23 protein-coding genes, 1 other RNA gene and 1 pseudogene are annotated in these 21802 nt (G+C 40.5%); 18 read left to right on the forward strand and 7 right to left on the reverse strand.

What is annotated here, in order from left to right; genetic code table 11:
- Nucleotides 1-96 precede the first annotated feature (96 nt).
- The 3 genes from nadK (at nt 97) to bamE (ending at nt 3431) form a co-directional block, all read left to right on the forward strand.
- Nucleotides 97-981 (forward strand): NAD(+) kinase, encoded by an 885-nt coding sequence (nadK, locus tag VV1_RS01755; protein WP_011078461.1) that lies wholly within the window; start codon nt 97-99, stop codon nt 979-981.
- Between the two features lie 247 nt (nt 982-1228).
- On the forward strand, nt 1229-2893 hold the full coding sequence (recN, locus tag VV1_RS01760) for a DNA repair protein RecN (RefSeq protein WP_011078462.1): 1665 nt from the start codon (nt 1229-1231) through the stop codon (nt 2891-2893).
- A 178-nt stretch (nt 2894-3071) separates the two neighbouring features.
- Nucleotides 3072-3431, forward strand: coding sequence for an outer membrane protein assembly factor BamE (bamE, locus tag VV1_RS01765; RefSeq protein ID WP_011078463.1), 360 nt, complete (start codon nt 3072-3074; stop codon nt 3429-3431).
- A 94-nt stretch (nt 3432-3525) separates the two neighbouring features.
- On the opposite strand, the gene VV1_RS01770 is transcribed toward bamE, so the two are convergent.
- On the reverse strand, nt 3526-3879 hold the full coding sequence (locus tag VV1_RS01770) for an RnfH family protein (protein ID WP_011078464.1): 354 nt from the start codon (nt 3877-3879) through the stop codon (nt 3526-3528).
- Nucleotides 3876-4307: an SRPBCC family protein gene (locus VV1_RS01775; protein ID WP_026050324.1), complete on the reverse strand. Its 432-nt coding sequence runs from the start codon at nt 4305-4307 to the stop codon at nt 3876-3878. The genes VV1_RS01770 and VV1_RS01775 overlap by 4 nt, the downstream gene beginning before the upstream one ends.
- Nucleotides 4308-4422: 115 nt before the next feature.
- Here VV1_RS01775 and smpB point away from each other — a divergent pair, with 115 nt between their 5' ends.
- From smpB to VV1_RS01790, 4 genes are all read left to right on the forward strand, one after another.
- Nucleotides 4423-4908, forward strand: coding sequence for an SsrA-binding protein SmpB (smpB, locus tag VV1_RS01780; RefSeq protein ID WP_011078466.1), 486 nt, complete (start codon nt 4423-4425; stop codon nt 4906-4908).
- A 67-nt stretch (nt 4909-4975) separates the two neighbouring features.
- Nucleotides 4976-5342, forward strand: a transfer-messenger RNA (tmRNA) gene (ssrA, locus tag VV1_RS23035).
- Nucleotides 5343-5570: 228 nt separating this feature from the next.
- A complete protein-coding gene (locus VV1_RS01785) occupies nt 5571-6929 on the forward strand; it encodes a tyrosine-type recombinase/integrase (RefSeq protein WP_011078467.1) in 1359 nt (452 codons plus the stop codon).
- Between the two features lie 464 nt (nt 6930-7393).
- Entirely contained in the window at nt 7394-7654 is a 261-nt protein-coding gene (locus tag VV1_RS01790; protein ID WP_011078468.1) for a helix-turn-helix transcriptional regulator, read from the forward strand.
- 52 nt (nt 7655-7706) lie between these two features.
- On the opposite strand, the gene VV1_RS01795 is transcribed toward VV1_RS01790, so the two are convergent.
- Nucleotides 7707-8210: an H-NS family nucleoid-associated regulatory protein gene (locus VV1_RS01795; RefSeq protein WP_011078469.1), complete on the reverse strand. Its 504-nt coding sequence runs from the start codon at nt 8208-8210 to the stop codon at nt 7707-7709.
- A 637-nt stretch (nt 8211-8847) separates the two neighbouring features.
- Between VV1_RS01795 and VV1_RS01800 the strand changes: the two genes are divergently transcribed.
- The 7 genes from VV1_RS01800 to VV1_RS01830 all read left to right on the forward strand — a co-directional run bounded on the left by VV1_RS01800 (nt 8848) and on the right by VV1_RS01830 (nt 14474).
- Nucleotides 8848-9600, forward strand: a complete 753-nt coding sequence (locus VV1_RS01800; protein ID WP_011078470.1) for a hypothetical protein — start codon at nt 8848-8850, stop codon at nt 9598-9600.
- Nucleotides 9601-9687: 87 nt separating this feature from the next.
- A complete protein-coding gene (locus VV1_RS01805; protein ID WP_011078471.1) occupies nt 9688-11193 on the forward strand; it encodes a relaxase/mobilization nuclease domain-containing protein in 1506 nt (501 codons plus the stop codon).
- A gap of 187 nt (nt 11194-11380) precedes the next feature.
- Nucleotides 11381-12160 (forward strand): hypothetical protein, encoded by a 780-nt coding sequence (locus tag VV1_RS01810; protein WP_011078472.1) that lies wholly within the window; start codon nt 11381-11383, stop codon nt 12158-12160.
- Between the two features lie 117 nt (nt 12161-12277).
- Nucleotides 12278-12535, forward strand: coding sequence for a helix-turn-helix domain-containing protein (locus VV1_RS01815; RefSeq protein ID WP_011078473.1), 258 nt, complete (start codon nt 12278-12280; stop codon nt 12533-12535).
- A 322-nt stretch (nt 12536-12857) separates the two neighbouring features.
- On the forward strand, nt 12858-13706 hold the full coding sequence (locus VV1_RS01820; protein ID WP_011078474.1) for an LAPAL motif-containing putative phage structural protein: 849 nt from the start codon (nt 12858-12860) through the stop codon (nt 13704-13706).
- Nucleotides 13707-13737: 31 nt separating this feature from the next.
- A complete protein-coding gene (locus VV1_RS01825) occupies nt 13738-13986 on the forward strand; it encodes a hypothetical protein (RefSeq protein ID WP_133295491.1) in 249 nt (82 codons plus the stop codon).
- Complete coding sequence (locus VV1_RS01830) at nt 13986-14474, forward strand: hypothetical protein (protein ID WP_011078476.1); 489 nt, start codon at nt 13986-13988, stop codon at nt 14472-14474. The genes VV1_RS01825 and VV1_RS01830 overlap by 1 nt, the downstream gene beginning before the upstream one ends.
- Nucleotides 14475-14798: 324 nt before the next feature.
- Here VV1_RS01830 and VV1_RS01835 read toward each other — a convergent pair whose 3' ends face one another.
- From VV1_RS01835 to VV1_RS24195, 3 genes and pseudogenes are all read right to left on the reverse strand, one after another.
- Entirely contained in the window at nt 14799-16505 is a 1707-nt protein-coding gene (locus VV1_RS01835) for an ATP-dependent nuclease (protein WP_011078477.1), read from the reverse strand.
- Nucleotides 16506-16617: 112 nt separating this feature from the next.
- Complete coding sequence (locus tag VV1_RS01840) at nt 16618-16962, reverse strand: hypothetical protein (RefSeq protein ID WP_011078478.1); 345 nt, start codon at nt 16960-16962, stop codon at nt 16618-16620.
- A gap of 283 nt (nt 16963-17245) precedes the next feature.
- Nucleotides 17246-18098: pseudogene (locus VV1_RS24195) on the reverse strand (IS3 family transposase); the annotation flags it as partial.
- A gap of 165 nt (nt 18099-18263) precedes the next feature.
- Between VV1_RS24195 and VV1_RS01855 the strand changes: the two are divergent.
- Together VV1_RS01855 and VV1_RS01860 are read left to right on the forward strand one after the other, a co-directional pair.
- Nucleotides 18264-18632: a hypothetical protein gene (locus VV1_RS01855; protein ID WP_011078481.1), complete on the forward strand. Its 369-nt coding sequence runs from the start codon at nt 18264-18266 to the stop codon at nt 18630-18632.
- 45 nt (nt 18633-18677) lie between these two features.
- Nucleotides 18678-19082: a hypothetical protein gene (locus tag VV1_RS01860; RefSeq protein WP_011078482.1), complete on the forward strand. Its 405-nt coding sequence runs from the start codon at nt 18678-18680 to the stop codon at nt 19080-19082.
- A 388-nt stretch (nt 19083-19470) separates the two neighbouring features.
- Here VV1_RS01860 and VV1_RS24495 read toward each other — a convergent pair whose 3' ends face one another.
- Entirely contained in the window at nt 19471-19689 is a 219-nt protein-coding gene (locus tag VV1_RS24495) for a hypothetical protein (protein WP_133295490.1), read from the reverse strand.
- Nucleotides 19690-20080: 391 nt separating this feature from the next.
- On the opposite strand from VV1_RS24495, the gene VV1_RS01865 reads away from it, so the two are divergent.
- Nucleotides 20081-20494, forward strand: a complete 414-nt coding sequence (locus tag VV1_RS01865; RefSeq protein WP_011078484.1) for a LexA family protein — start codon at nt 20081-20083, stop codon at nt 20492-20494.
- Nucleotides 20494-21750, forward strand: coding sequence for a Y-family DNA polymerase (locus VV1_RS01870; protein WP_011078485.1), 1257 nt, complete (start codon nt 20494-20496; stop codon nt 21748-21750). The genes VV1_RS01865 and VV1_RS01870 overlap by 1 nt, the downstream gene beginning before the upstream one ends.
- Nucleotides 21751-21802: the final 52 nt, after the last annotated feature.

Consider the following 21802-nt stretch of genomic DNA (forward strand, 5'->3'; position numbering starts at 1 on the left):
GGGCTTTATCTTCACAAAAATTCGCAAAGTTAGATAACTTGCCATTATTATGGGGATGATGAATCCCGATTCAAGCCTCTTTAGTGCGGAAAAGCTATGAAAAAACCATTTAACGTGATCGCCATTATCGGTAAGCCAAGAGATCAACAAGCGATTCAGACGCATCGTGACCTATATCATTGGTTGAGTTCACTCGGCTATCAGGTATTTATTGACGATCGACTTTCCGCCATTCTCAATGATGTTCCCGAAGAACACTTTTCTGGTTTGGTCGAGTTAGGTGAAAAAGCCGATTTGGCCATTGTCGTTGGGGGTGATGGCAATATGCTCGGTGCAGCCCGTATTCTCTCTCGCTTTAACACCCGTGTTATCGGGGTAAACAGAGGCAATCTTGGATTCTTGACCGACTTAAACCCTGAAGATTTCCAGCACTCTCTGGAAGCCGTTTTGGACGGAGCCTACATCGAGGAAGAACGATTTTTGCTTGAAGCAGAAATCCACCGCCATGGGCAAGTAAAAAGCCACAACGCCGCACTCAATGAAGCCGTGCTCCATCCGGGGCAAGTCGCGCATATGATTGAGTTTGAGGTTTACATCGATGAGAGCTTTGCATTTTCCCTACGTGCAGACGGTTTAATTGTCTCCACACCAACAGGTTCAACCGCTTACTCGCTCTCTGGCGGAGGCCCCATTTTATCACCGAGCCTGAACGCCATTTCTTTGGTGCCAATGTTCCCTCATACACTTTCAAGTCGACCATTAGTCGTGGATGGCAATCGCAGGATTAAACTACTGGTATCGCCAGACAACCGGGGAACGCAAGAAGTCAGCTGTGATGGCCAAGTCTCTCTTCCCGTTTCTCCCGGCGATGAGATTCATATCTATCAAAGCCCAAATCGACTTCGTCTGATCCATCCAAAAGACTACAGTTACTATCACGTCTTACGTAACAAGCTTGGTTGGTCGAGCAAGTTGTTCTAAATCTCCTTCCTTAAAAGGGTTAAGGCGTACCTTAACCCTCTGTACGATCATCAAAAAACACTCTTCCGACAAAGGAAATTCAACTTATCACCTTAGCTTTGCCTTTACATTTTCTTCTATGGAAACAGCACTCTATTGGTAAATAAAACCGCCTTCACATTTTTTCTCTTGGAGATCTTTACTGTATAAAGAAACAGTATATACTGAATTTATATACAGTATTGTTCAGTTATACAGGTAAACCAAAATGCTGGCTCATTTAAGTGTTAATAATTTTGCTATTGTTAAGTCTTTACAACTCGAGCTGTCAAAAGGCATGACAACCATTACCGGTGAAACCGGAGCAGGTAAATCCATTGCTATTGACGCACTGGGTCTATGCCTTGGTGGACGCGCAGAAGCCAGTATGGTGAGGCAAGGCGAGGACAAAACTGAAGTCAGTGCCGCCTTTCTACTCGACAACAATCTTCACGCCACACGCTGGCTAGAAGACAACGAACTTTTAGACGGCAGTGAATGTATTTTACGCCGCATTATTACCAGTGAAGGGCGCTCTAGAGCCTTCATCAACGGCAGTCCGGTTCCCCTTTCTCAGCTAAAAGCATTGGGACAACTGCTGATCAACATTCACGGCCAGCACGCCCATCATCAATTGATGAAGAGCGAACATCAAATGGCCATGGTGGATCAATACGCTGGCCACCTCAACTTGCTGAAAAACACACGTGTCGCTTACCAAAATTGGCGCCAAGCAGATAATCATCTAAAACAGTTGCAAGAGAACAGCCTCCAAAACCAAGCTCAAAAACAGTTATTGGAATACCAAATAAAAGAACTCAATGAACTTGCGATTGGTGAAGAAGAATTTACTGAGCTCGAACAAGAACACAAGTTGCTATCCAATAGCGGAGAGCTCGCCAGTACTTGCCAACATGCAATAGAACTTATCTACGAAGGCGAAGACGTTAACGCACTCGGTATTTTGCAAAGCGCCAGCAATGCTTTGATTGAATTGGCAGAGCTAGACCCGAAACTCAGTGCTCTTCCTGATATGGTCGCCGAAGCGATCATTCAGCTTGAAGAAGCCAACAGTGAACTCAGAAATTACCTCGATCGTATCGATGTCGATCCAGCTCGTATGGCCTATGTTGAGCAGCGTTTTTCCAAGGTAATGTCCGTGGCTCGTAAACACCACGTTCAACCTGAAGAGCTTTATCAACATCATCAAGATCTGCTGCAACAAATAGAAGCGTTAGATTGCTCCGATGAAAAAATGGATGAGTTAGCCGCCAATGTGCAGGTTAAATACCAAGACTATCTTGAACAAGCGGAGAAACTGCATAAATCCCGCTGTCGCTATGCCAAAGAACTCAACAAGCTGATTAGCCAAAGTATGCATGAACTGAGCATGGAAAAGGCAGTCTTTAACATTGAAGTCAACAATGAAGGCACACATCCCTCGCCATTAGGCTTAGACACTGTGTGCTTCTTGGTTTCAACCAACCCAGGCCAACCACTGCAACCTATTGCTAAAGTCGCTTCTGGTGGTGAGTTGTCGCGCATTTCTCTTGCCATTCAAGTCATCACGGCGCAAAAAGTCGACACACCTAGCCTCATTTTTGATGAAGTAGACGTAGGTATCAGTGGGCCAACAGCGGCGGTCGTCGGAAAAATGCTGCGTAAACTGGGAGAATCAACTCAGGTGCTATGTGTGACTCACTTACCGCAAGTTGCAGGGTGTGGTCATCAGCAAATGTTCGTGGCTAAGAACACCAAAAATGGCACCACAGAAACACAAATGCGCTTGTTAGACCAAAATCAGCGCGTGTCGGAGTTAGCACGCCTACTTGGTGGAAGCCAAATTACTGAATCCACACTCGCCAATGCAAAAGAGTTGCTGATCGCAGCGTAGTTTAAGCCTTCTTCAACAATCAGCCAGGTTCCTTGAGCCTGGCTTTTTTCTTCATAAATGCAACTCATCTCAAAATTCGTTGTCTGATTCCTCAATACTCTCCACAGAGCTTTTTACATCTGAGCCGAGCTTGTTTATTATCGGTCGCAGTATTTTTGAGGTTACTAAGAATTTAGCTATGCAATTAAAGAAGTGGTTGGTTGCCTTACCATTGGCAATGACAATGCTGACAGGCTGCTCGGTGTTAGAAAAACTGGTCTATCGTATTGATATCAACCAAGGTAACTACGTTGAACAACAAGCGGTTGATAAATTGAAATTTGGCATGACCAAAGCACAAGTGCGCTTTGTCATGGGTTCACCGATGCTGATCGAAAATGGCTATCCAAATACTTGGTACTATATCTACCACCATACGGAAGGGCACAAAGAGTCTATCCAGAAAAACCTTATCGTTAACTTCAACGATGATGGCACATTGGTGGATATTGCAGGAGACTTTCCTGCCAGTGATAGCTTTTTTGAAGGGCTCCGTTAAGCGTTATAGAGTACCTTCCGCATCCATTACGATGGTCCTATAACAACAAACCCCGAGAATTCGGGGTTTGTTTTAGCCAGTATTGAAGCTGAAGTTAGTCCGCTTTGCGCAGTGGGCTTGGTTTGCCTCCTGTGACAGGATCCGCCGCACCACTCTCTTTTGCTTGCTCAGCACGTTTACGACGAATCTCTTTGGGATCGGCCAATAAAGGACGATAAATTTCAATACGATCTTTATCGCGCACCGTTGCATCTAATTTCACCAAACGGCTAAACACCCCAACCTTATTTTTGCCAAGGTCAATCTCGGGATAGATCTCTAACACGCCAGATTGACGAATGATCTCTTCCACTGTCGCTTGTTGGTTCACCACAAGGGTTAATACACGTTGCTCCTGAGGTAAAGCATAAACCACCTCAACGTGGATCATCTCAGATTCAATACTCATAAATACACCTGCTTCGCACGCTGAGTAAATGCATTGACCATATTATTGGTCAGCTCATTAAAGATTTTGCCAAAGGCGAGCTCAATCATCTTGCTTGAAAACTCAAACTCCAGCTTTAACTCAACTTTGCACGCTTGCTCATCTAAGGCAGTAAAGAACCACCCTCCTTTGAGGGTTTTAAAGGGGCCATCGACCAGCGTCATCATGATCGCTTCACCTGGAACAAGATGATTAGCGGTGGTGAAAGTTTTGCTGATACCCGCCTTTGCCACATCTACCGACGCGACCATATTGGAGTCCGACGCCTCGATCACTCGGCTCCCAGAACAACCTGGCAAAAATTCAGGGTACTTTGCCACATCATTCACTAGGGCATACATCTGTTCTGCACTAAACGATACCAATGCAGACCGGGTGACTTGCTTCATAGACTCTCCTCTCACAGCTTTCATTTCAAAGCGCCAAACAATTTTACTGTTATTCTGAGCCAGCGCAAACAAAAGCATTTCCTATCAAAGTTGCACACCGTATAATGGCATCACTATGGCAAAGAAAAATTCAAAACCAAAAGCGGGTAGCAACACTATCGCGCTGAACAAAAAAGCTCGCCACGAATATTTCATAGAAGATGAGATTGAAGCAGGCATGGAGCTACAAGGGTGGGAAGTGAAAGCTCTTCGCCAGGGCAAAGCCAATATTTCTGAAAGTTACGTATTTATGCGTGACGGCGAAGCCTTCGTTAGCGGCATGACTATCACTCCTTTGAATCAAGCGTCGACACACGTAGTAGCGAACCCTACCCGTGTGCGCAAACTGCTCATGAGCCGTCGTGAACTTGATAACTTACTCGGACGTATCAACCGCGAAGGCATGACATTAGCAGCACTTTCCCTCTACTGGGCTCGCTCATGGGTGAAGATCAAAATCGGTGTAGCAAAAGGTAAAAAGCTACACGATAAACGTGATGATATTAAAGATCGCGATTGGCAACGCCAAAAAGCTCGCGTGATGAAGAGTTCACTGCGTTAAACTTAACCACTTAGACGCATACTACTGGACAGAAAAGGCTTTTCTGGTAGTATGCCCGAATTACCTTGGGGCTGATTTAGGATTCGACGGGAATTTTGCAGTCTGAGGTGCATGCCGAGGTGCGGTAGGCCTCGTTAACAAACCGCAAAAAAATAGTCGCAAACGACGAAAACTACGCACTAGCAGCTTAATAAACTGCTCAGAGCCCTCTCGCCCTAGCTTCCGCTTGTAAGACGGGGAATCACGAGGGGTCAAACCAAATCAAGCTGGCGTGGATTCCCCCACCTGAGGGATGAAGCGTAAGATATAATTCAGGTTAGCTATTCATTCGCGTGTCGGTTCGCAGGTGGTAGTGAAATTAAAGATCGACTAAGCATGTAGTACCAATGATGAATGGTTTTCGGACGGGGGTTCAAATCCCCCCAGCTCCACCAAACATCAAAACGAAAGCGCTCGGAAGAGCGCTTTTTTTTTTCGCCTGAAGCCTTATAGAACGGGCGCTCATCACACTTTCGGAAATCTGAATCGTTCGGAAGCGTTCGGTTGAAATCGGTGCAATCCGCCAACTTTTGTTCCCCGTTGCGTTCCCCAATTCCCCCAATTATATTGCTGGGGAACAGTTGGCGTCCCCGACTATTTTGGGGAGCACTAAAAGGATCTAAATGATGGCTAGAAGAAACCCTGACAAAACTTATGATAAGGCATCTCTGCAAGACGGCAAGAAAGAACAACTCATCAGCGACGGTGATAATCTTTATCTTCGCTTGCGCTTGGGAAAAAATAAAAAGACGAAAAAATCTTGGCAATTCAACTATCATCATCCACTGACTAAAAAACGCATCAAACTAACAATCGGAAACTATCCCGCACTTACACTCAAAGACGCTCGAAAGAAGGCGGAAAATTATCTAGAGTTACTTGAAAAAAACATCGATCCTCAAGAGTACGAGCGCACGGGTGGCATTAACGCAATTGATCCAGACAAGCGACTCTTTAAAGACGTAGCTGAAAAGTGGTTTGAAGAAAAAATATTGGCTGAAGACAAAAAGAAGCGACAAGAAAAAATTGACGATGCAAACAAGCGTGCGAAAGATGAAGGTCGAGAAAAAGCATCAGAACAAGAGCTTGAAGCAGTCTTGCGCGACATCAGATACTCAAAAGACATCCGAGGGCGCTTAGATAACCACATATTACCCGCTTTGGGCAATATACCGATCACTAAGATGGAGACCTATCTTGCTCAAGAAGCATTGCAACCCAGCTACGCGAAGGGTATAAACATGGACAAGATTTGTCAGATCTCTAGTCGCGTCATGGGGTATGCTAAAAAACTGGGCTATATGAAATCAAACCCGCTCAGTGACTTGAGTGAAGTGTTTGTGAACAAGCGCAAACAAAAGCAACCTTCAATCAAACCCGAAGGGCTAAGTGAGCTGATGAAAGCAATGGGTGAGCGCAACATAACTAAAGTCACCCGCGCTGGTTTTGAAATGCAAATGCACACACTGGCACGAGCATCAGAGATAGCAAAAATGCGGTGGGACGAAGTCGATTTTGAGAATAACTTAATAAAAATACCGAGCTATCGAATGAAGCGCTTAAATGAGCATTTCATACCGCTGACTAAATACACGCGTGGCTTACTGGAGTACTTAAAACCGTTTAGCTCTCATCTTGAGTATGTTTTCCCCGCAGATCCACGCTCATCTCGACCGCACATGAATCAGCAGAGCATCAACGCAAACCTAAAGCGAGCTGGCTTTAAAGGTGAACTTGTATCGCACGGATTCAGACACATGGGCAGTACTTTTTTGAATGACTCAAAAAAATACGGAGCGAATGAGAAGTTTGACGCTGACGTGATCGAAGCATGCCTTGCGCATTGCGATAACGACAAGATTCGTGAGATCTACAATAGCGCAGAGTACATCGAGATGAGACGAGAGATTCTCGAATTCTGGGGCGATTATATCGTCGAACAAACAGCTAACTATCACTCAATCGCCGCTCGCTTCAAGTAACCTACACCACAGCCCTCTCATGCTCAGAGGGCTGAATTCCCCCTTCCACCACTACACCCTTCAAAATAAACCTGTCTTTTATTATACATAACGCGCTTAATAAAATTACTTTTATTATACATAGCACGCCCAATAAAACTTACTTTATTATACATAGCAACTTCATCAAGTTAACCAAATTAAAAATCTTTAATGTGAAAATCTTAAAAAACACTTTACAAACCATCTTTTCGATCATAACTTAATCAACTCGCACAACTGCGAAGCAAAAGCATTATAAAGTGCAGCAACTGCTTTTATAAAGTTGCAAACAAATAATAAGCAAAATAACTTTAAAATAATATAACAACAAAGAGTCTATCGTAACTAGAAGTGCAGACAGCGTATCAGCACTCAGTACAACTGATTCACTAACTAATTATTTAAAACGAATGCTTTTGTTTGTTTGAAAGGCTTAGTAAAGAATGAACGAACTACAATTTATGTCGCTAAAAGAAGTAATTGAACTTGTTACACTAAAGAAAACTGCGATTTACGATAAGATAAAAAAAGGCGAATTTCCACCGCAAATTCGCATGGGCGGTAACACTATTGTATTCATCAAATCAGAGCTGGAATTTTACTTAGCTAGTAAAATTCTTGAGAAAGATGAGAAAGAGACAGTACAAAAAATCTTAGAGAAGCGAGAAGAGACGTTTAAGCCGATTCTTGAGATGTATATGTAAGATGCAAGATATTAAAAAGCCAGCTCATCGAGCTGGCTTTTTTGTATGGTGATTATAAACCGTACTTTTCGGGATGAGCAAGCATGTAATCTTTAACTTCTTCTTCGCTCATTCTGTAGTTATCTAGCTCACCGCTCTCTTTTGCAGCTCTGAAAACTTCTGGAGAGCGTCCTTTACCAGACCAGACGTGCTCTTCGTCATCTAAAACAATGCGGTATTGTGGACGTGTCGGTGCGTTCTTTCTCTCTTTGTTATTGCTAGTCTTTGTGCTTCTAGTGCGAGCTGCAACACTCACTTTAAAGCGAGCAGCAATAGCTAAAGCAAACTCTTCTTTCGAGATAGACTCTTCTTCTAAATCGCGCTCAATGCTATCAATCAAGTCTTCGATCTTTTGCTTGCGCTCAGCCTCTTGCTTCTCTTTCTGCACTTGGACAGCTTCTGTCGCTGCTTTAGTGAATGCTTGAACAGCATCGCCCCCCAGTGAGGCAAGCTTTTCAGCTAGGTCTGGTGACTGTAGAAGCGCTTGCAATTGCTCGTTTGTTAGCTCTTTACTCATTGTTTTAGTGTCTACTTTTGAACTTCAATGTGTATAATTTAAAGTAAATCAAAGAGCAAATAAAGCTCTCATTTAAAAATAATCAGTAATCACCATGTAAATTATTTACAAAACCTGCGCTTGGTGAGCACATTCTATTTTAAGAATATAAATAACCACTCTTCAATTTATTTAGAAATAAAAAGAAAACACCTCCCCCTCATTTTTTTATAAAAATAGACCCGCACTGCATTAGTTACTTTCTTTAAACGAATAATACATATGCATTAACACTGCATGTTTAAGTAGAAAATATGCATACACGTAGAATGACTTTTCGTGCATCGCACTTTGACTGCTTACATGTAGTGCGAACAAAGCACGATGCACGAAGACCATTTTTTATTAAAATAATATATTTTATAATGATATTTCAATGGACATTATAATACATACAATCTTATAATATAAGTACATAGTTAGTAACAAGCGGATACTGCTCTTCCCCATTTGTTCCAAATGGCTCGTTTGTAGCTTTAGCCTCCCCTTCAGTCGGTTGCGCTAACATGCTTCGCAGTTATCGCTAAGTCGCACGCTGTTGCTTACTAGATAAATAAGATAATAAAAATAAAATAATAATAAAAAGAGAAATAATAAAATGAACTTATCATTAAAAGAAGAATTAAATAACACAATAAGAGAAATAGTAATCGAAACTAAAAGAGAAAATAAAGATAAACTAAGAGCGCTTATTGAGAAAACAGATTACAGCTTAGAAGAATTACAAGTTGTTGTACCTTCCCTACTTCCGCAATTTTCAAGCACATCTAAAATTACGCTAAGTTCTCATGCGCGTTTTTGTAATTGCATTGTAAAAAGTATTTACGCTAAAAATAATGCAGATAGCTTTAACGATGATGTTGTTACTGAATCACTTCGCATCCTGGACGCTGTAGAAAACGGCTTTAAAGAAGAGCGTAAAAAAACTAAAGACTTATACAATATTGCATTAAAAACACACATAACTGTAGAGCAGTACAAACGTTTCATAACCAGCAAGAAAAGTCACAACTATCGCTCTAACGCTGCTTTTCTTAGAGATGTAGCCTTGAACCAAGTCGAACCACGTCCGAACAATGACGAAGATTATTTGAAGTACTTTAAAGAAACCAAAGAGCTATCAAAATCACTTCAGGTGCTTGCAGAAGACATTGAAGATGCTGACAGCGCTAAGATAGCTAAACTAAGCAAATGCATTAAAGAACTTAAGGAAAGCATTGATACTACGCGCAAGCTAGCAATAGACTCTCATTCATCAGCAACAGCTAAAGTACTAGCTTTAAAATACTTATCTTCGCGTCAATTGGATGAGCTATGCAAACAAAAGATACTAGAAGAAGCTGAATTATAAAGCCTGAATTCCCTCCTTAAATATAAGGAGGGCTTATCTACATTACTTATTACTTTCTCACTCACAATAATAATAAAGAGACAATAGATGGTATTTACAGAATTAGAATGCACAAGAAGTCAACAGACAGCCAGGGACGCACAGAACCTTATAGAGTACGGCGCTAAACAAAAAGATGCAGATAACCTCGTAAAATACGGTGCAGGTAAAACAAAACATGCTCCAGCATCAGAAGGTCACTCATTCTTCATCTGCGCTAACGAAATAGAGTCCATCCCAGTCAGCATGGGCGAACTGGCTACTGGCGCTGACTGGCACGATGCTATCACTGAGCTTCAAAGCTCATACAGACATAATCCACACGTCAAACACCCCTTCCGACATTTCGTCATCTCTATAGACGAAGGAGAGCGACTTACAGACAAGCAATGGCGTAGAACAGTTAGAAAGACTATGAATCGTCTTGGTTACAAAAACGCACGCTACATCGCATTTAGACACGAAGATACTGATTCTCAGCACGTACACATAACAGTATCAACACAAGACTTGGAAACAAACAAAGTCATCAGCAACTGGATGTCTGTTGAAGCTGCACAAGAAATCATGCGCGAACAAGAAAAAGAGTTTGGATTAAGACAGCTAGAAAACTCATCAGAGATATTAGCTAAAGGCGAAGCAGTCGTTTCGGACAAGTACTCTCACTCAGTCAAGTTAATGATGAGACGGCTAATCGGATCAAGTATTAAAGAGCTACCGATGCTAGTGCAAGCCAGGGCAAATAATCTAACAAAACTAGGTGTAAATGATGAGCACACTAGTAAAGCGAGCTTGGCTCTTTATCAAATAGCACTGCTAAGGAACGGCGTTGAGATAATACTTAAAGAAGACAGAAACAACGAAAAATTTATCGGTCTTGTTTACAAATACAATGACTTCATCATACCCGCCTCAAAACTCAGGAGCGGTAACAAATTCACGCTCGGCGGTTTAATCAAATCTGGTGTTCTAGCAAGTGATGCAAACATGATAAGTAGTTATGACGAGTCACAAGTTGAAAATTACGAAATTAGAGAAATGTTTGAATCGCAGAAAGATTTTGCAGAGCAAAGATTTGAAACAGTAAGAAAAGACGCTGAAGCACATGCTGATAAAGTAAAGAAGCAAGCTGAAGAGTGGGATAAGCACATGTTTAACTGCTTCATTATCTCGTGTAGAAAGCAGCACCAAAAAGCGATGGAAGATGCTATCGACTTTTGGCTCTATCATGGCAAGCGCATCAACAAACGCGACAAAGCTTTCGTTCACGCAATTTACGAACAAGAAAAAGGCATTTACTCAGCATCTAAGACGCTAAGTAAATTCTTCTATCACCTGCTTCTAATCTTGTTCGAACTGAACAAGAAAAATCACTGGGAATTGAAAATCACCCCTGTCGCGACACATGAAGATCAAGAGCTAGCAATTAACCAAGCTATTGAAAACATAGAAAAAGCGTATGAAAACGAAGGTATCTTTGCTGACAATAAAAAGCAGAATAGAAGACATAACACTAGGAATAAATCAAAAGATATCGCTGAAAACACATATTAATTTAAAAAAAGAGGGCTGAAGCTCTCTTTTTATTTTAATAATACAAACAACAAATAGCTTATTATTTAAAACCACCAAGCTAAATAGTAATTTTAATATAAATACTTGCATTATAATTGATATTATAAATTTAAATGCTACAATTAAAACACAATAATAATAAATATAATATTAAAGAGATAATAATATGAGCATTTTTAAAAAAATAAATAATGAGTTAACTTATAACGTTACAGTCACACCTAAACAAAAGAAATCTCCCCTTCCTCGATTTCAGAAAAACAAAAGCGGCAAGATGCTTTACATCATTGTCCGAGACCCTGAGTCGACAAACTCAAGTGGCAACGCAACGCATGTAACATTAATAAAGCTACCAATAACAGCTCCTGCATGTCCTCGCTCAATAAAAGACTTAATTGCAAAGTTCGGTACTGAAGAAGCTAAATCTGGAAAGTACGAAATCACGGAGCACAACTTTGAAGAAATCATGTCTCACTTTAAACCAGCTAATGCGCTATACAAGAAGTACAGAAAAGAAGAACTGCATGAAAAGCAAAGTGTTGTTATCAATGAAGATAAACACTCTCTTTGTGCAATAGCTGCGAAACTGCATGAAGCTGTAGAGATGTTTGACGAGCTAGAAAGTGAGGATGAGATTAATGCAGAAGAAGCGCAAGAACTACATCAAGCTTTGTATAGAATAAAAACAAGGCTGGACGCTGCTAAGTTCCCCGCAGTGTTATTCAATGACTATGTGTTCAGTCCTAGCGACAGCAATAACTTACAAGCTATCAAGAGAAAAAGAAAAGGCATTACATCAGTATCTGACGCATCAAGCTTAAAAAGATTTGCACCTTACTCAAGCACTTTAACGCCTTTCGATTACAAGCCCAAACCGAAAAAAGCAGGAGAAGATGCTCAAAAGCTAATCGCATACTTAGCGAAAGCAGAAGCAAACACAAACTAGAACCAACAGCCCCATAGGGGCTGTTTTCTTATTCTCACACGCTAAAGTTGTCTTTTACCCTTGACCGAGGGTAAAACCTTATTTACCCTCCATAAAGGGTAAATACGAGGAATTGTTATGTTGATAACATCACCAAGGCAGTTAGCAATATATCTGCGTGACGAAAGAAAACACGAGAATCTGTCGCAAGCAAAAGTTGCCGCCCCTGTTGGTCTTAAACAGGACACCATTTCTAAGTTTGAGGTTAATCCTGAAACTACAAGGATTCAGACGCTATTTCGCATCTTATCTTCTCTAAACCTTGAAATGCATATTGTTCAGAAAGGCGAAAGCATCTACTCGAAAGTTGATGATGATGGCGAAGAGAAATGGTGAGTCAAGTCATTCCCACGCATGGGAATCCACCGAAGTCAGATGCTTAACGAAATCGAGTGCTGCTGGTATTGTAGCTCACAACTGGACAGAAGCAATTTAGGTTGGTTACGCTACCTTGGTTCTTTCAAATTTGCTTTACTAAGCCAAAAAACTAGGTATCAAAAGGCAAGAACTGACCGTTTTGGTCTATTAATACCTTTGGTTCTAGTTAATAGCTTATTGATTTAGTTTGTGTTTGTGTTTGTGTTTGTGACCCACTGTGATGCATATTAACCCCTATAAGTGGTAATCTAAGCAAATTTACTCATATAGGATTTATAAAATGGAACAAGTTATCCTCCGCTATGATGGCGAAGCTCTCGTTGAACACAGCATGAACCTTAAATTGGTTGCTGACTCTCTACAAGGTATTGAAGCCTTAGTAAGAGAAGTCCATGAAGAAATGGGCGGCAAAGAAGAAGAGCTGAACCTTCAAATCAAAGGAGGATTCCAAAAGGGTTCATTTGAGTTTTTATTTACCTTAGGGCAGCAACTACCTGATGGTATTGAGTTACTTAAGATTATCGGCTTCGGTAGTCCAATAGCTGCTGGATCGTTGATGGCTTACCTTGAATGGTTGAAAGGTAAGAAAATCCAAAAAATAACTATGACAGAAGAAGGTGACTGCAAAATAGTGACCGAAGATGGTGAAGATAAAGTTGCACCTAGTTACATGCGCCCTCTCCTAGCTTCAACATCTGTCCGTGGTGCTTTCAGCAAAATCATCAGTAAACCACTACGTGATAGTGGTATAGAAGTCTTCGAGGCTCTATCTACAGAAGAAAAGAAAGCTGACCGAACTCAATATGTATCAGTAACTACAGCCAACGAGAAAAACTATCGAGCTAAAAATACTACTGTAATTGACTTGATAGATAATAAACCGATGGATGAGAAGGTAATAACATTCCTTACGGTACATAAAGATAAAGACACTAGTTGGCGTGTTGAAGACGTTGATGGCATCACCTACACCGTGAAAATGGAAGATGAAGACTTCCTAGCTAACTTCCGCAAGGGTAACGAGCCAGATATTTTTGTGAACGCATACGCAGTTGAGATTGTCGAAAAAGAAAATACGATAAATCTGGACAAAACCTATTCTATAGTTAAAGTATACGCTCCTGAATAGGCGTGTATTTCTTAACCAAATGGAGAATGTGATGGGTGAAGTAGCCAAAATACTACTACTCATAGTAGCTTGTGCGCCCATCCTTTACTGGCTGAGCAAGATAGTGACTTCATTCGTCCTATACAAGCTATCCCCACCTCACTACGTAGCTATGCAGTTCGAGGACAAAGAAGGGAATGTACGTAATAGCAAGGTAGTTGATGTCTCTAAGGATAAAAACTTCTATGCCGTGGTTGCTCAGATCTACAAAAACAGCCAGCACAAGGAAGGGAATACTTAGTGAGTAATAAGAACTCTATTGCGGCACCAACATTTGCGAATGGTAGCGCTGCGATTTTAGGTGGTTTTGCTCTGGAGTTTGCCGCTGGTCTTGAACAACCTCTATTGAAAGAGTACGCAATCTACGTTGTTCCTGCCTTTACGATATTTCTTGCTTATATCTTCAATATCCTTGCTAGCTTGAGTGCTATGTCAGTTACCGAATTGGTGGCTATTTGGTCTTCTCGAGGCTACTTCAAAGAGCTTAAAGACCAAATAAGTGACCCTCTAACTTCAGAGGCAAGGCGAGAAGAAAAGCGTAAGGAATATGAAGAAGCTCTTGACGCGAAGTTAGCTATGAAGAAAGGCAAGTTTTCGATCTTCAACGCAGCCAACCAAAGAGCTACTAAACAGGCAGAAAAAGCACTTCAGCACGCACCAACACAGACTGATCGGGAAGCCCTCGAGAAGCAAACTAAAGAATTCCAGCAAACCACCCCCCAAGAATAACAAGAGCGGTCTGTACGACCGCTTTTTTAATACTCTCGAGCACAATAAACGTATGAAAAACAAGAAGGGTCAGGTTTTGCCTTTTGCCTTTTGCCTTTTGCCTGTCATTAGCTCTAGTATCATAAAAGTAGATCGTCAAGGCTTGCTATTTCTTCGACGCATACATTTTGGGGCAAAGTGTGCTAGAACTGTTCGCGTGACACGCCTCTGGGCAGAAGTAAGTTAAGATTGTCCCTTAAGCCATTGGCTTCGAATAAACTACGTTCAGGCGAATCCATATTGAAGGCTTTTCTAATGCGCCGTTGGTATGCATTCAGTGTAACATCACGTGTGGTCAGTCTCAGAACTGACTAAATCTTGAACAATCTCTTTAAGCATACTTAGTCTGCCTGCATCTAATGCATTTTCATGGTGTGCTTTCAACACGTTGATAGGCTTTAAATCGCTCCGTTTTTTATCAGGTTTAGGTATTTGGAGGAAACCTTCTAAATCAGACTCAAACTGATGCAATCCTGTTGTACAAGGTGTCTTGGCTCCTTGGATGATGCCATTCCAAACTTTATGATTAATGAACTTATTTACAGCGTCATTATCTCCATCAAACAGTACAGAGTGTTTAATACCTATTACATTGAGTAAGTGCATAAATCGATGCAAATTAAATTTACCTACACAATCTAAGATGTATACGCGATGTTCTCTCAAAAACTCCCAATCACTATCAGCTAAGCAATCAAGCAATACTTTTTCAGATGGTCCTTCACACAATAGTACATGTCTTGCAAAGAAGAGATTTGAACGCTCTGTATCTAGCCACAAAAAGTACTTTATCGCTTCATCAGCAGCTCTTACTTCCTCATCAAATTCGGGAGACTTATCTTCCCCATGAACTCTTGCAGCAACTAGGTTGTTTGATAGTATTTCCTTTAGAGAACGCTCTGTTATTTGATAAGCTGTTGTAGAATCTGTTTCTTTGAAAAGTCGAGAAATAGAGTTTATTGAGTCGATTGACTTGCTAACGAAAACTGATGAATGCGTCGAAACTAATACTTGTTGCTGCTCGTCTGAAACTAGTTTATTTAAGCTTCGGTAAAGCACATCTTGCTGTGCGGGATGTAAAAATGCCTCAGGCTCTTCAAATAGTATCAATGAAAAATCGGGGTTAAAATCTTTTTTGGTCGATTTGGTTTTAGCACTATATTTAGCTGAAAGCTTGATGAGTGTATATATCAAATGGCGTTGTAAACCTTGGCCAAATGACGAAATATCCACTCGCTCACCAAGGTTACTATCTTCAATATGTGGCTTTAACAAGCTCTTGACTAGGTCATCAGTGTTAATAGGGGACACTTCAATATCAAAACCTACACCCCATTGTTTCAGTTCACTATTTATTTCAGATTTAACACCATCAATTGAAAATCCGCTAATTTCTTCCTGTTTAAATACTTTATTGAATTCGTTAAATGCGGTTGTTAACGTCTTAAATGACTCACTACTAGCAATAGCCTTTTTCATCACCACGTTAACCATATTTCTAAATGGTGAAGGTCCTGTAGTTTTCATGCTATCTTCGACCTTACTAACTGCTGGTATGTAGATAACACTACCTAGCTTAGATGTGGATACGTTAGCAGCACCGTAAAACAAATTGTTAGATAACTGCCCGTTCTCATAAGCATAAATATTTGATTGTTTAGACTGAACTAATCCATGCTCTGACTGAAGATATTTACGTACCTTAAGAACTCGATCCGCTGAACGGTACTCTTCCTTCAGAGAGTCTTGTTCTTCTGGTGTAGTTAAGAAAGAAAGTTCAATCCAACTCTCTTGATCATCAGTTGAAAATTTGGGGAAATCTCTCTTAGTATCGAACTTTAAGCCACTTTCTTCATAAAATACGCGCAACGCCGACAAAAGGTTTGTTTTTCCTGAGTTATTTTCTCCAACAATCAAAGAATAAGGGTTAACCTCAATAGCAATATCCTTGATTGAACGGAAATTATGCACTTCAATTTTTTTGAGTTTCATATTAGTTATCTGCCACTTCTATAAAAATTTCCAAATGCCGCACTCTAAACCAATTCTGGGGTATCTATTCAGTAAGCCGACTTCAGGTATCAAATAATAAATTATCGCCACGTTAGACACTTTCAGCGGCTGATCTAACTGCTTTAACGATTGAAAATGGTCTTATCTCGTCATTGGAGAAATGAACCTTATAACAAGGATGTGATGCCCATACACCATTATTTTGACGTTTCTCGTAGGCAACACTGAAAGCTGTAATCAATCGACCATTTAGCTCATAACCAGGTGAGTTATCACAGTATCTTACGTATACATCTTTGAGTGCTTCATATAGCTCACCTGCCTGAATTAATCCGCTTGATAGCTGTTCTTCCTTCTGCTCGGTGAAATAGCTAATAGCGTCGCCTTGTTTCTTAAATAGCTTCCCTGCAATTGTGACTGATTTTGCTTTGCCCATTAATATTATCCTTTAGATCTAGTTGTTGACTTATCTTACGCCCCTGACTTGAACCCAACTCTTTTTGTCCGCTTATAAGTTAGCTTAATATTCAACTAAATACATAATGAGGCGTTAGATAAACTTGGTCAAACTGAAGTGACTAGAAATGTGTCCTAAACAGGTTTGGGGCAAAGCTATGTTTGCCGTGATTGGCATGCTTTGTGATTGGCATGCCTAGCGAAATTGAGTGGCGCTGATTTTAAGCTACTTGCCCTATTCCCACGAATGGAAATTAACTCTTTACGCCTCTAGGCTTACCTCGTGACTCAAATGCCATAGAGAGTGCCTTTCCTGTCATCTTGCTATCGGGAGAGACTGACATCGCCCAAACAATTGGCTTTCTCGCGAATAGGTCGATGACAACAGCAAGATACATCCAGCGCTGACCTGTCCAGACATACGTCACGTCTCCTACCCAGACTTGGTTGGGAGCAGTAACGGCAAACTGTCGAGATAGATGGTTTGGGATCTCTACATGCTCTTGTGATGTTTTTCGATAACGGTGCTTCAATGTTTGGCAGCTTACCAGGCCTAATAATTTCATCACCTTAGAAGCTCGATAACGTGCCAGTTTTACACCTTGGGCCGTTACCATGTCGGCAATGCTTCTCGCACCCGCAGAGCCATTGCTTGCCGTGTGAACTTCTTTAATGAGACTCTTGAGTTTCACCAGCTCAGGGGAAACACGTTTGGGGCGACAACGCCAGTATTTGTAGCTGCTACGCTGGACACTGAACACATGACACAAGGTGGTTACACTAAAGCTCTGCCTGAGTTTCTCGATTATCGAGAGCTGTTCAGCGAGTCCGACATCAAGAGAGCTGTAGCTTTTTTAATATTTCATTGTGCTCTTCAAGGCGTGCAAGTTTCTTCTTCAGCTCACGTATCTCAATTTGCTCTGGTGTCATAGGTGCGGCTTGGGGAGTGACTCCCTTTCTTTCTTGCTTAAGCTGCCTTACCCACTTGTCCATTGTCGATTTACCGACACCCATGGCTTTTGCAGCTTCAACAACGGTGTAGTTTTGGTCGAGCACAAGCTGTGCTGCTTCGAGTTTAAATTCTGCACTGAAAGTGCGTCTGGTACGCTTGGTCATAGCTTCACCTGTCATGCTATGAGGTGCATCTTAACACCTCTAATCAGGTGGCCAAATTCACTATGTCACTACAAAATACAGTAAAAAAACCATTGCAACAGTATAGTTATTGTAATATTATAAAAATACAAGCTAAACAATAAGAATAATAAAGAGAGCAGTAAAATGACTAGATCAGAAATAATGAAAACAGCTTGGAACATCGCAAAAGAAGCAGCAGCAAAAACAGGTTACAAAGCAAAAGAGTTTTTTTCAGAGTCACTAAAGATGGCGTGGACAATGGCTAAACAAGAAGTCAAAACAATAAAAGAAAGACTAGTAGAGCTTGGCGGTAAAGAATACACAGCTCACAACTGCAACAGAGTTTACTTAACACTAGATCAATTTAACGAAATCACAAACCTCGGCTATAACTTGAATGAGTATCGCAACAAGTTCTACGCTGACTTAGATGATAATAGAATTTACAGAAAAATATCTAAAAACGGCAAGTCAAAAATCTATCATGAGTTTGACTTAGCGAGCTGGGCATAATAAGAATAACCAAAATAAAAAACATAATAAGAAGGCATTAAAAACATGAAAGATTTAATAATTAAAAGCATTATTTTCGGAGCAGTAAAAGGCGAGCTTAGAAGAAGTGTTATCGAAGTTATCAAAAACAACAAAACTGCATACGAAGCTGCCCAAGATCTAGGCAACATCAACAAGCAGGCTACGATAAGAAACAATATCGATAAAGTTATACAAGCATTTAATATGTTGATTTATACTGAAGTTGCAAGCAAGGTAGACCCGACCGACACGCACGAGCTGGTTGTCTACAGCGAAGGTGGCAGCACACACTACAAAAACAATCTTTCTACGCTTTTGAAATATATCAACTACAGAAAAAATCTTTTCGAGCTGGAGTTTGAAATAAATAAAGTAAGAATAGAAGATAATGAAGTTATTGAATCAGAGACAGTATTCTCTTTTAGATAACAAAGTAAACCACCGCATCGGTGGTTTTTACTTTTGGGCATTTCTAATTTTTTTACTTTTCTTTTTTCAATTTTAAAAAGTAAGAGACTTGTCGTTTTAAGCGTGTTACTTTTCAACCTCGGCATGATACAAAAATATAAAAGCAACAAGTTGTGTAATTAAATTACAGAAAAGAAATATTGAAATTTTATTGACCGATATAATCATTTATGCATTCCATGGCTTTAGGTGTGGTTTATATGAAATTATAAAAACCCCAATGCAATGCCAACCCCAAAGCCTTATAATGACAATTTTTTAATGTAATCACATTACAACAAAAACAGCCCCTTTATTTTAAAATCTAACAGACTTAAAAAGCAAAAATACCGCAGATTTTAAAATCCAGTTATCCATTTAACATTTTCAAGGTTTTAGTAATTTCAGCTACTTCATCAGTCTTATGATAAAAACGACTCTCATCACTTACGAACCTACATTTGTGCAGCAAAGAACACTGTTCCACAGCTATCTCAGATAAAGCTGAATCAAGCTCTAAAAGCTCTGTGTTACCTCTCGCTGTTGCTTTTACTGCTTCTCTTAATTCAATAGAACCATCGATCATCAAAAAATAAAGATGCTTATAATTAGCATGCGTATAGCTGCTGTAGTAACAGTTCTCGACAGCAATTGTTTTCGAAGCTGGGTTGCTATCAAGTACGTTTAAATCGTGTCTAAGCGTTGGATACCAAAATGCTTCGTAACGTCCCTTATGTGCATGAGAAATCTAAGAAATGCTGGGTTTCTTCTTTGCTGAAACAGCTAAACCCTCTTTTCATGCATTTTTATCGGTGTATGTATATGAAATTGGGGAATTATGCACGATAGGTAGCCCTACTGCCGACCCGACACATCCTAAAACACTTAGTAGGATAAGTGCGGTATTTTCTTTCTAATGTCCTTGACGATCAAACCGTTTAGTTCCAAAATAACTGTATATATGTACAGTTATTTTTATTATGAAAGTTATCCCTATCTTAGCAAGCGCTGGTATTACAGGCTTTGAAAGCCCTGCTGCTGAATACAGACAACTAGGAATGAGCCTTGATGAACTGCTAGTTGAGCATCCAAGTGCTACATTCATCGGACAAGCAATGGGGGAATCTATGCAAGAAATTGGCATTTTTGATGGTGACTTGTTGATTGTAGATCGTCACGTTGCCGTCCAAAACCTTGATGTAATCGTGGCCAATTATAATGGTGAGTTCGTTTGTAAAATGCTAGATATGACACGTCGATCACTCTTATCTGCAAATGAAACAATGATGCCTATTTGTATTCATGCTCAAGATACATTTTCGATTGAAGGTGTAGTGATTCGATCTATCCGTTGTCACCGCCCAAGCTATTTACTCTCATCTCGTAGAAAATAATGTTTGCCCTAGTTGATGCTAATTCCTTTTATTGTAGTGCTGAGCAAATTTTTAGACCCGAGTGGAGAGGTAAGCCCGTAATCGTTCTGTCGAATAATGATGGCTGTGTCGTTGCAGCTAATCGTCAAGCTAAAGAAGCAGGTATAGCAAAGTTTAAACCTTACTTTGAAGTCAAAGCGTTGTGTGAGTTGAAAGGTGTAATTGCTCTATCATCTAATTATGAACTTTACGCAGATTTGTCGTCCAAAATGATGGATGTTATCGGGCGGTTTGCGCCTGAGCAATATATATACTCCATTGATGAATCATTTCTTTCCTTTCATCGCTGCTTTCCTGCCATTAAAGACTTACGAGAACATGGCTCTTTAATCCGACGAGCCGTTTGGAAAGAGTGTCGATTACCAGTATGTATAGGTATGGGAACAACGCTAACCCTCGCCAAAATTGCCAATCATGCAGCTAAAAAAATTCAAGGCTGTAAGGGCGTTTGCGTTATCGACAATGAACATCAGCGTACCTCTATATTAAAGCAGCTAGAAGTTGGTGATGTATGGGGGGTGGGCAAAAAAATATCAACACGATTAAAACATATGGGGATTAACTCGGCTTATGATTTGTCTCAGTATGCCCCAGAACAAGCACGTCGAGAATTTTCAGTCGAAGTTGAAAGAACCGTTCGTGAATTAAATGGTGTCGCTTGCAAGGGCTGGGACACAGCTAGAGCTGATAAAAAGCAGATTTACTCAACTCGTAGTGTTGGAACAAGAATCACCGACCTTGAACTACTGAAGCAAGCACTAAGTAAACACGCCGCTATAGCAGCACATAAAGCACGAAATCAAAAGTCGCTGTGTAAAGCTATGCTCTGCTTTGCTTCCAATTCACCATTCGATGATAAACCTCAGAGCTTCCGTATAGTTCATCATTTTGCTTATCCAACTGCTGACTCAATGCAGTTGGTCAAAATTGCTACACAGGCAGCAACACAATTGTTCAAACCTGGTGTACGTTATTACAAAATTGGCATCGGCTTGATCGATCTAGTTAATGGGCAGCACGAACAATTAGATCTGTTAAATCAAACTCCGAGTAATGATAAGTTAATGAAAGTGTTTGATAGTCTTAATAATCGGTATGGCACTGATACGCTTTTTGTTGGTTCCCAAGGCATAGAGCAGAAATGGAGCATGCGGAGAGAAATGCTTACTCCGCAATATACAACCAACTGGCTAGATATACCTAAAGTAAGGTGTTAACAGTTCAATTCTTAACAAAGGTGTATTTTCTGTGAGCTGCGTTAGTACACCT

This window comes from Vibrio vulnificus CMCP6 (genome assembly GCF_000039765.1).
In the GTDB taxonomy this organism is placed as follows: Bacteria; Pseudomonadota; Gammaproteobacteria; order Enterobacterales; family Vibrionaceae; genus Vibrio; species Vibrio vulnificus_B.